The sequence below is a fragment of the Mesorhizobium sp. M1E.F.Ca.ET.063.01.1.1 genome, assembly GCF_003998155.1.
Taxonomy (GTDB): Bacteria; Pseudomonadota; Alphaproteobacteria; order Rhizobiales; family Rhizobiaceae; genus Mesorhizobium.
This window is the reverse complement of the sequence record NZ_RZSC01000195.1, coordinates 1-9,181: the sequence shown is the minus strand read 5'-3', so window position 1 is coordinate 9,181 and position 9,181 is coordinate 1. Positions and strand designations below refer to the sequence as shown.

Sequence of the window (9,181 nt, the reverse complement as noted above, 5' to 3'; positions counted from 1 at the left end):
GGCGAGCGTGCCCGGTTCGAAACGCGGGCGTCGGAATTGGCAGGGCAAAAGGCGCTTCTGAAGAGCCAGACACAGCAAATCGAGCGTCAGCTCGAGGGCCTGAAGGCCCAGCAGGTGGCGATGGATGAATCGGCGGCGTTGCTCGGCCGCGACCTGACGGACGTGGATGCTCTCTATTCGAAGAAACTGGTTTCGAAAGAGCGGTTGAGCAATGTGAGACTGGACGCGACACGGGCCAAAGGCGAGTCCGGCCGGCTGGCGGCGGCGGTCGCGGAAGCCCAGACCAAGATCAGCGAGACCGAGCTGCAAATCCTGCAGCTCGATGAAAAAAGGCGCAGCGATGTGACGACCGAGTTGCGCGAAACGGAAGCCAAGCGGACCGAACTCAACGAACGCAGGATCGTCGCTCTGGACGAACTGACCAAGACGGAAATCCGCGCCCCGCAATCCGGAACCATACAACAGTCCACCGTCCACACGGTGGGTGGTGTAGTCGCCCCCGGGGAGTTGCTGATGACGATCGTCCCCGATGCGGACAATCTTGTCGTGGACGCGCTCATTCCTCCGCCTCGAGTGGACGACGTTCGTTCCGGCCAACCGGTCTCGATCCGCTTTCCGGCTTTCGATGGCGGCACGACACCCGCCTGCCAGGGCACGGTGAAGTGGATTTCCGCGGACCTGATCAAGGACCAGCAGCGCCAGGTTTCGTATTTCTCGGCGCGCATCGGCGTCGAAAACAAGGCTGACTGCCTGACAGACGCCAAGGAGCTCAAGCCGGGGATGCCGGCCGAGGTCCATATCAGCACGGACCGGCACAGCGTCTGGTCTTATCTGCTGAAGCCGCTTACCGATCAGATGTCACGCGCTTTCCGCTAGCGGGCACCAGCCCGTTACGGTCGGTCACATTTGCGCAAAATCGGCGCTCATTTGGCATAGCGCAAAGAGGCGGCCCATCGCGGCGGCTAAGGAGTGGCCCGCACCTTTCTCTTCAACGACATCGCGACGATCGCGAAGGACGGTGCGCTTTCGATGCGGCGGCTCGCTCAGCTCGCCGCGCTTGCCTCGGTCGGACGGTAGCCCAGTCGCAAGCAATCCGATCCACGAAGCTGTCTCAAATCACATGCCTGGCTCTTGCTCCCGGAAATTCGCCGGGGCTTCCTCCCGTTGGCAGCTCCATCAAAATGACCGATGGGCCGCGACGTTCTTTTCGCCCCACCGGGTCAGCTTGTCGCCGGGGTCCACGCCAACCCAGCCAACCAGTCGTGCCGCCATCTCGACGATCATCGCCTCGATCGAAGCCGGCTTGACATAGAATGGCGGCACGGGCGGTGCGATGATCGCTCCAATCCGCGTCAATCTCAGCATCGCATCCAGATGCCCTTCGTGCAGAGGCGCCTCGCGCGGTACGACCACCAGCCGGCGCCTCTCCTTCAGGACGACGTCGGCCGCCCTGGTCAGAAGGTTGTCGCCCAAGCCGTGCGCCATCGCCGCAAGGGTCCGCATCGAGCAGGGCACGACGATCATGCCGTCCGTTCTGAACGAGCCGCTGGCGATCGGCGCTGCCAGGTCCTGGTGGTTGTGGGTGTGGTTGGCGAGTGAAGCAAGCTGCGCCAGTCCGTCGGCGCCAAGCTCGTAAGCGATGGTCATGCGCGCGCTTTTTGAGACGACAAGATGCGTTTCCGCACCAGCTCTGACCAGTTGGCGTATGGTCTCAAGCGCAAGCACCGAGCCGGACGCGCCGGTCACCCCCACGATTATCCGTTTGGTCATTTTCGCACCGAACCGCTTGCCTGAGGAAAAAGCTCATCCCAGCGCTCGGAAACTCTTTCAACGATGTGAGACGACATCCTTAGCTCCTTCCCCCACTCGCGCGATGTCTCGGACCCGATCTTGCGCGTGGCGTCGAATCCGATTTTTCCTCCAAGCCCTTCCAGCGGCGACGCGAAATCGAGGGAGTCCATAGGGGTACGATCCAGCTTCATCAGATCGCGCGAGAAATCCATGCGGGTGGCGACCGCCCACATCACGTCCGACCACGACCGGATGTCGATGTCGTCGTCCACCACGACGACCATCTTGGTCATCGAGAACTGCGGCAACAGCGACCAGAACCCCATCATCACGCGCCGCGCCTGACCGGCATATTTCTTGACGATCGATATGACCGCAATCCTGTAGGAACAGGCTTCCGGCGGAAGCCAGACGTCGAGAATTTCCGGTATCTGCTGGCGCAGCAGAGGCTTGAAGACGTCGAGCAGCGCCTCGGCAAGGACGGACGGCTCGTCGGGCGCGCGCCCGGTGAACGTCGTGAGATAGTTTGCCCCGTCCCTCACGCGAATACGCTTGAGCTTGAAGACGGGAAAATGCTCCGCGCCGTTATAGTATCCGGTGTGGTCGCCGAAGGGACCTTCCTTCGCCGTTTCATTGGGTGAAACGGTTCCCTCGAGCACGATCTCGGAACTGGCGGGGACATGGAGCTCGATGCTCTTGCATGGCGACAGTCCAACCCGTCGATCGTTGATCATCCCGGACAGAGCCAGTTCCGACACGCCTTCGGGCGCCGGCATTACCGCTGCTATCAATGTGGCGGGATCCGCGCCGATGACGACGGCGACGGGCATCTCGAGCCCCCTCGCCCGCCACATGCGATGGTGGGCCGCGCCGCCCCGCATGGGCAGCCATCTTATGATCGCCCGGTCACGGGCGATGACCTGCATCCGGTATATGCCCAGATTGTATTTGCCGGGATCATCCTCGCCCGGCGGCCGGGTGACGACCACAGGCCATGTGATGAGAGGACCGGCATCCTCCGGCCAGCAGGTCTGGATGGGAAGGATTGCGAAATCCGGTTCCGCGTCCCTCCATAGTCTTGACGACGAAACGATCTTCGGGCGCGCCGCCAGCGCACCACGCGCGGCGGAGAACATGTGGCGGGCCTGACGCAAGTTTTGCGGAGCTTGAGGGGACCTCATCCACGCCAGCAGAGCGCCGAGAGTCTCGAGCCCGCGAATGTCCGTGCCCAGCCCCCATGCGACGCGCTCGCGCGTCCCGAAAATGTTTGCCACGGCCGGAAAGGACGAACCGGTCCCCTGGTCGTCGATCGGCATGGTCATGCGCAGCGCCGGCCCGTGCGCCGCGATCACCCTCTTGTGTATCTCCGTCAATTCGAAACGCGTCGAGACCGGGGCGCGGATTTCCCGAAGCTGGCCCTTCACTTCCAGGTGCGAAAGAAAGGAGCCGAGATCGGAGAACTGGGGAAGAAGGCGATAATGCATGGCGAAGTCCGGCACGACCGGTCCGTCGGCGACATTCTTCTCACACGGCGGCCGCCCGAAAACTTTGCGCTAGGTCAAAGAAGCGATCGTTTCCGCACGATATGAGGAATTCAGCGGTCCACTCGCCTGAGGGGCTGGTCGATATCGGGAAGACGTTCAGAATGGCCAACAATCTAATCAACGGCACCCTTGAAACATGCCGGTCGGCAATCGCCTTTTTCAGGGACCGCGGACGAAGCAAGGCAGCGAGAAGGGAATTCTGGGCCCTTGGGCTGGAAGAGTGCACGGGCATGCTGAACGACATCGGCATGTCGCCCGGCGAATTCGATGACGCCATGCATCTGCCTTATGCCGCGCAGGATTTCCTCACTTTGGCGATGCTTTCGGTCGGGATCGATCCCGATGACTTCCAAACGCTGGAATTCGCGCAGGACCGCTTCATGTCCCGAACCTGCATCACATGTCCCCACCGCCGCAGATGTCACGATCATATGGAGGCCTTCGATTTCGAAAGCCACTATCGCGATTTCTGCCCCAACGCGGATAATTTTTCGAAGCTTCTCGGCAAGAAATGCGATGCCTAGCTGGCCGTAAGAGATCTGCCATGATCGAATATAGAACGGACAGCGCTTGAAGATGCGGCCGCCAAACGCCGAGCCAATGTTGCCGGGATTTGTTCGCCGCCTGTTTCCGACAGTCGCAGGACTGCCTCTCGGTCCGTTGCTGACATTGTCCTTGCGCGCGCTTGCCGGACGGCGTCCTGGCCTTTTCGAGCGCTTGGGCGAATACCGTTCGGCCTGCTTCGTCATCGATCCCGTGGACCTCGCATTCGCATTCCGCGTGACCCCGGACGGACAGCGATCCAGTGTCCGCGTCGTGAGCAAGGATGAGGCTGCTCGATCGGACGTGCTGATCAGAGGGCCGCTTTTGACCCTGTTGGGCCTGCTTGACGGCACGCTTGACGGCGATGCGATGTTCTTCAGCCGCATCATCTCGATAAGCGGGCGCACGGAAGCGGTGCTCGCCTTGAGGAACACGATAGAGGATGCCGAGCTTCGTCCGGCGGACCTGCTCGGACTGCGCGGCATCCTTGCCCGCTGTGTCGATACGGGTGTCCTTGGCGCCCTGGGCGTCGCCCGCCGATTGGCCGACAACAGCGCCAGAGAGGCGCGGGAAACATGACGACACGCATGGAACTTGTCTGTCCGGCGGGAACTCCCGCGACGTTGAGAGCAGCCGTCCAGGCGGGCGCGGATGCGGTTTATTGCGGATTTCGCGATGAAACCAACGCCCGCAATTTTCCCGGGCTCAACTTCTCTCGGAACGAACTCGCCGAGGGCGTGCGCTTCGCCCACGACCATGGCAGCAAGGTTCTGGTCGCGATCAATACCTTCGCGCGCGTCGACGATGTCGACACCTGGAAGAAGGCAGCGGACATGGCCGCCGAAAGCGGCGCGGATGCCATCATAGCCGCCGACTTCGCCGTCCTCGATCATGTGGCAAGGAACCACAAGCAAATCCGTCTTCATCTGTCGGTGCAGGCTGCCGCGGCGACGCCGGAAGCGATCGGCTTCTATGCGGCTCAGTTCGGCATTCGCCGCGTCGTGCTTCCAAGGGTTCTGTCACTCCAGGAGATAGCCGCGCTGAACCGCGCGATCGACGTCGAAACCGAAGCCTTCGTTTTTGGCGGTCTTTGCGTGATGATCGAGGGTCGCTGCTATCTCTCTTCATATGCGACGGGCAAATCGCCGAATCTCAACGGTGTCTGCTCGCCACCCGAGATGGTGAGCTATGACGAAGAGCCGAGCGGCACAACGGCGCGGCTGTCGGGCTTCACGATCGATCGATATGAGCGCGGCCAGCCGGTGGGTTATCCCACTCTCTGCAAGGGCAAATTCAAAGCCGACGGCAAGACGTCCCATCTGTTCGAGGATCCCGTCAGCCTGAACGCCGGCGGCATGATTTCAGGCTTGAAGGCCGCCGGGGTGACTGCGCTGAAAATCGAAGGGCGCCAGCGCGGCAAAGGCTATGTAAGCGAGGTCGTGCGCGCCTTCAGAAAGGCCGTCGACGCGGTCGAAAAGGGCGGCGACGCGGTCGACATCGATCGGCTTCTCGCTGGCCAGTCGGAAGGGGCTCGGCAGACCGCGGGAGCCTACGAGAAGAAATGGAGATAGCCGGTGTCCGAAATCGCGCTGACGCTTGGACCGGTCTTCTTCCACTGGCCCCCCGACCGTCTCCTGGATTTCTACCGCAGGATAGCGGACGAGGCCCCGATCGAGCGCGTTCACGTCGGTGAAGTCGTCTGCGGCAAGCGGATGCCGTTTTCGGATCCCGCATGGCCGGCGATCATCGAACGGCTTGAGCGTGGAGGCAAACAGGTGGTGCTGTCCACACTGGCGGCGCCGGCAACCGTGCGGGAACGCAGAAGCGTCGAGGATCTTTGCGGAGAGGACAGGCTGGTCGAGATCAACGACGTGTCCGGCCTGCCGTCACGCTCCGGCAAACCCTTCGTCACGGGTCCGTTCCTGAACGTCTACAACGAGGCTTCCGCGAAATTCCTGATCCAGCTCGGCGCGCAGACAATATGCCCGCCCGTGGAATTGTCGTTTGCAGCGATCGGCGTCATGTCCTTGAAATGTCCGGAGGCTGAGTTCGAGATCTTTGCGTTCGGGCGGTTGCCGCTCGCCCTTTCCGGACGGTGTTATCACGCTCGGATCCACGGCCTTCATAAGGATTCATGCCAGTTCACCTGCGAAAAGGATCCCGATGGTCTCTCCGTCGATACGCTCGACGACCAGCAATTCCTCGCCATCAACGGCGTACAGACCCTTTCCAATCAGGTGCAGGCTTTCTGCCCCACCCCCGCCGCACTCGCCGCCAAGGGCATCAGGCGCCTGCGTTTGTCCCCCCAGACATGCGACATGGTGGAGGTAGCGAGGATATATAGACGGCTGGCCGACGGCAAAGAGGAGCCGAAGGATGCCCGCTTCGCCCTTTCGTGCCTCGATCTGCCTGGCATCCTGGTCGACGGGTACGCCCATGCCAGGCCCGGTTGGCAGGCAACCGCGACGGCCTGACGGCAATGACCCGGATTGCGATCGTGACCATCTCCGACCGTGCAAGCCGCGGCGAGTACGACGATCTTGGCGGACCGGCAATCGAGCGCTGGCTCCGTGGTGTCCTGGCGGAGCCCTGCGATTTTGTCCGCCGCATCGTCCCCGACGGCCTGGAGAGCGTCCGCGACGTGCTCATCGAGCTTTGCGACCAGGCAGGCGCCGACCTGATCCTGACAACAGGCGGAACCGGTCCCTCCCCGAGGGACCTCACGCCGGAAGCCATGCGGCAGGTCATTACCAAGGAGTTGCCCGGTTTCGGCGAGCTCATGCGGCAGGCAAGCCTGCTGCATGTACGCACGGCCATCCTTTCACGTCAGACCGCAGGCGTGCGCGGCCGATCGCTGGTCATAAACCTGCCCGGAAAACCGTCCTCCATCGACGTGTGCCTCGACGCTGTCTTTCCCGCAGTGCCTTACTGCCTCGAACTCATCGGCGCGGGCCGGATCCTGGTGGATTCTTCTGTTTTGGGATGAACCGCTCTAGCTGTTGAGGCTCAACAGCCAGAGCGGTTCCAGGAAAAGTGTGTAACGGTTTTCCGTCCGGAATTGCGTCAAAACAAGGAGATAGAGCGGGTCGCCGTTTCCGTGAAACGGTGAACCGCTCTAGTTGCAAATTTGCGAAGCTTTGGTTGGTCCCGTTCCTGACGGGGCCTGTATTCACCCCCGGCTGCCGGCCGCCGGATTGGCTGCGGCCGCCGCCCGGAAGCGGGCGACGAAATCGTCGAGCGCCGGCCGCTCGGCATCCGAGATCGCCCAGTAGGAGAAGGCGCCGTCGGTCCAGTGGACCAAGAGGAAGCCGCCCGCCGAGAGATCGTCCGCCACCGGCACGGATGCGCCTCCGGTCTGCTGTGGTGCCGCCACCAGGGTGATCAGATGCTCATGGTGGCGATAGACCAGCGCCGGCATCGGCCTGTCACCGATCACCTCGACGCGTCCGCCAAGCAGCGCGTAGCCGTCCTTGGCCATGTCGGGCGCCGGCGGCGACACGCCGATCCGGCCGTCGAGCCACGGCTTCACCGTATGGCGGTCGGAAGACACGATGTCGACCGGGGTTGCGGCGAGCAGGCTGCGGCGATGGCCGTTGGCGACGGCGACCGCAAAGCTGTCGGGCGCATTTTCCACCATCAGCCACTGCGTCGCGCCGCTGGCGAGAAAAGCCGTCAGCACGATCGAGGCCGCCATCTGGCGCCAGTCGAAGGAACTGAAGCGGCGCGCCAGGCTGCGCGCCGTCGGCCGCATCTCGATGACTTTGCCTTGTTGCTGTTGCGGCCGAGCGGACGGCTCCGCTTTCACAGCGTCGGCCGGCGCAGCCTCAACTTCGCCGGAACCTTTCACCTCAGCGATCGCCGCGATGCGCGCCAGGAAGTCGTCGCTGACTGCCGGGCGCGGCACGCCGGCGACAGCCATGCGCAGCGCGAGGATGCGCGCATGTTCGGCCGCCAGCTCCGGATCGGCGGCGATGCGCCGCTCGACGGCAAGTGCCGCGGCGGCGTCGAGCTCGCCATCGACAAGGGCATGGATCATCAGCTTCATATCCTGCGGGTCTTCCGGCAATCCGTCCTCACGCGGGCGATTTTCATGCGGGCTCATGGTGGCGCCCTCCAATATCCGTCATCAGCAGGCTGCGCGCCCGCGCCAGTCGCGACATCACCGTGCCTTGCGGCACGCCGAGCATGGCCGCGATCTCGCGATAGCTGAGGCCGTTTATGTCGCGCAGCACCAGCGTTTCGCGAAACGCTTCAGGCAGCCTTGCGATCGCTGCTTCCACGGCTGCCGAATTCGCCTTGGCGATCAGCGCCGCTTCAGGGCTGTCGGCGTTGCTGTCCGGCGGCGGCGACACGTTATCGAGATCGGCGAGATCGCCGACGGCGACCACAGCGCGCGGGCGGTTGCGTGCCAGCCAGGTGTAGGAGGCGTTGCGCACGATGGTGAGCAGCCAGGCGCGCGGATTGCCGCCGGCAAAGCCGGCGATGCCGGCATGCGCATTGAGGCAAGCTTCCTGCACCACATCCTCGGCGTCCGCTGCATTCCCGGTCAGCCAGCGGGCGAGCGACAGCGCGTCGCCGAGATGCGGCAGCACCACTTCGGCAAAACGCGCGGCCAGCATTCTTTCGCTCAACACCGTTCCACCGTCGGGCGCTCCGGCCGGGGGTCTGCAGCCACCTTCAGCGGGTGGCGGCGGTCTGTCCCTGCTCGTGCGGGTGAAGATCGCTCTTGCAGGCGAAGATCCCTGCTTTGGTGGAGGTGAAGGCATAGGTGTCACCGGAGTCAAGCGCCTCGGAACGGAACGGCGCATCACCAGGTCAGGCCCGCTGGCAGGACGGCGATGCCAAAAGCACTTTGGTCCAGCTCAGCCGCTCCAGGGGCCGGCGCCGGCCTATGCCCCGCCTCCCGCCGTTCGCGTTGTCGCGATGGGTCATGTCGGTCTCCCGCAACGCCATGAGCGGCGTATGTCCAGAAGACCGATGGAACCGGCGGGTTATTCCCGAATGATCAGTCTTTTTCGATCACGCTGACGTGATCGATTGTCACTCGACGCTCGTGAGGATTGCAGCGATCAGATGCGCCGACCGGTCTTGGCGTCGAACAGATGCGCTAAGGCGCGGTCGACCTCGATCCGCACACCCTCGCCTTGCTTCAACGCCAGCCGCTCGCGGAACAGGCAGGAGATCGCTTCGCCGCCACAGTCCACCGTGGCGAAGATTTCCGAGCCGGTCGCCTCCATGAGGGTGACGGTGCCGGGGACGCCTTGACCGGTCGCCCGGATGTGTTCGGGACGGATGCCGTAGAC

11 protein-coding genes are annotated in these 9,181 nt (G+C 63.2%); 5 read left to right on the top strand and 6 right to left on the bottom strand.

The window, feature by feature from the left end; all coding sequences use genetic code 11:
• Positions 1–876, top strand: an 876-nt coding sequence (locus EOA29_RS15950) for an HlyD family type I secretion periplasmic adaptor subunit (RefSeq protein ID WP_127221133.1), incomplete at its 5' end; no start/stop codon positions are given.
• Positions 877–1,176: 300 nt separating this feature from the next.
• Here the strand turns inward: EOA29_RS15950 and EOA29_RS15945 are convergent.
• The 3 genes from EOA29_RS15945 to EOA29_RS43015 form a co-directional block, all read right to left on the bottom strand.
• Positions 1,177–1,770 (bottom strand): UbiX family flavin prenyltransferase, encoded by a 594-nt coding sequence (locus EOA29_RS15945; protein WP_126091623.1) that lies wholly within the window; start codon positions 1,768–1,770, stop codon positions 1,177–1,179.
• Positions 1,767–3,275, bottom strand: coding sequence for a UbiD family decarboxylase (locus EOA29_RS15940; RefSeq protein WP_126095722.1), 1,509 nt, complete (start codon positions 3,273–3,275; stop codon positions 1,767–1,769). The genes EOA29_RS15945 and EOA29_RS15940 overlap by 4 nt, the downstream gene beginning before the upstream one ends.
• A 173-nt stretch (positions 3,276–3,448) precedes the next feature.
• Positions 3,449–4,084, bottom strand: coding sequence for a hypothetical protein (locus EOA29_RS43015; protein ID WP_245464860.1), 636 nt, complete (start codon positions 4,082–4,084; stop codon positions 3,449–3,451).
• A gap of 7 nt (positions 4,085–4,091) precedes the next feature.
• Here EOA29_RS43015 and EOA29_RS15930 point away from each other — a divergent pair, with 7 nt between their 5' ends.
• Genes EOA29_RS15930 through mog form a run of 4 tightly spaced genes read left to right on the top strand, consistent with a single transcriptional unit; the run spans position 4,092 to position 6,864 of the window.
• Positions 4,092–4,457 carry an SCP2 sterol-binding domain-containing protein gene (locus tag EOA29_RS15930; RefSeq protein ID WP_245464859.1) on the top strand — a complete coding sequence of 122 codons (366 nt, stop codon included), beginning with the start codon at positions 4,092–4,094 and terminating at the stop codon, positions 4,455–4,457.
• A gap of 8 nt (positions 4,458–4,465) precedes the next feature.
• Positions 4,466–5,449: a peptidase U32 family protein gene (locus EOA29_RS15925; protein WP_126095721.1), complete on the top strand. Its 984-nt coding sequence runs from the start codon at positions 4,466–4,468 to the stop codon at positions 5,447–5,449.
• Between the two features lie 3 nt (positions 5,450–5,452).
• Positions 5,453–6,352 (top strand): U32 family peptidase, encoded by a 900-nt coding sequence (locus EOA29_RS15920; protein WP_126091620.1) that lies wholly within the window; start codon positions 5,453–5,455, stop codon positions 6,350–6,352.
• 5 nt (positions 6,353–6,357) lie between these two features.
• The gene (gene mog / locus EOA29_RS15915; protein ID WP_126095720.1) at positions 6,358–6,864 is read left to right on the top strand and encodes a molybdopterin adenylyltransferase; all 507 of its coding nucleotides are present in this window, start codon (positions 6,358–6,360) and stop codon (positions 6,862–6,864) included.
• A gap of 183 nt (positions 6,865–7,047) precedes the next feature.
• Here mog and EOA29_RS15910 read toward each other — a convergent pair whose 3' ends face one another.
• The 3 genes from EOA29_RS15910 to EOA29_RS15900 all read right to left on the bottom strand — a co-directional run.
• Entirely contained in the window at positions 7,048–7,980 is a 933-nt protein-coding gene (locus EOA29_RS15910) for an anti-sigma factor (RefSeq protein ID WP_126091619.1), read from the bottom strand.
• Positions 7,967–8,497 carry a sigma-70 family RNA polymerase sigma factor gene (locus EOA29_RS15905; protein WP_127221132.1) on the bottom strand — a complete coding sequence of 177 codons (531 nt, stop codon included), beginning with the start codon at positions 8,495–8,497 and terminating at the stop codon, positions 7,967–7,969. Before EOA29_RS15905 ends, EOA29_RS15910 begins: the two co-directional genes overlap by 14 nt.
• A gap of 450 nt (positions 8,498–8,947) precedes the next feature.
• The coding region (locus EOA29_RS15900; RefSeq protein WP_127221131.1) for a TOBE domain-containing protein at positions 8,948–9,181 on the bottom strand (234 nt) is incomplete at its 5' end.

Coding starts and splice junctions, on each gene's coding strand:
- EOA29_RS15945 (WP_126091623.1), bottom strand. CDS start 1,770: ATGACCAAACGGATAATCGTGGGGGTGACCGGCGCGTCCGGCTCGGTG.
- EOA29_RS15940 (WP_126095722.1), bottom strand. CDS start 3,275: ATGCATTATCGCCTTCTTCCCCAGTTCTCCGATCTCGGCTCCTTTCTT.
- EOA29_RS43015 (WP_245464860.1), bottom strand. CDS start 4,084: ATGACGAAGCAGGCCGAACGGTATTCGCCCAAGCGCTCGAAAAGGCCA.
- EOA29_RS15925 (WP_126095721.1), top strand. CDS start 4,466: ATGGAACTTGTCTGTCCGGCGGGAACTCCCGCGACGTTGAGAGCAGCC.
- mog (WP_126095720.1), top strand. CDS start 6,358: ATGACCCGGATTGCGATCGTGACCATCTCCGACCGTGCAAGCCGCGGC.
- EOA29_RS15910 (WP_126091619.1), bottom strand. CDS start 7,980: ATGAGCCCGCATGAAAATCGCCCGCGTGAGGACGGATTGCCGGAAGAC.
- EOA29_RS15905 (WP_127221132.1), bottom strand. CDS start 8,497: ATGCTGGCCGCGCGTTTTGCCGAAGTGGTGCTGCCGCATCTCGGCGAC.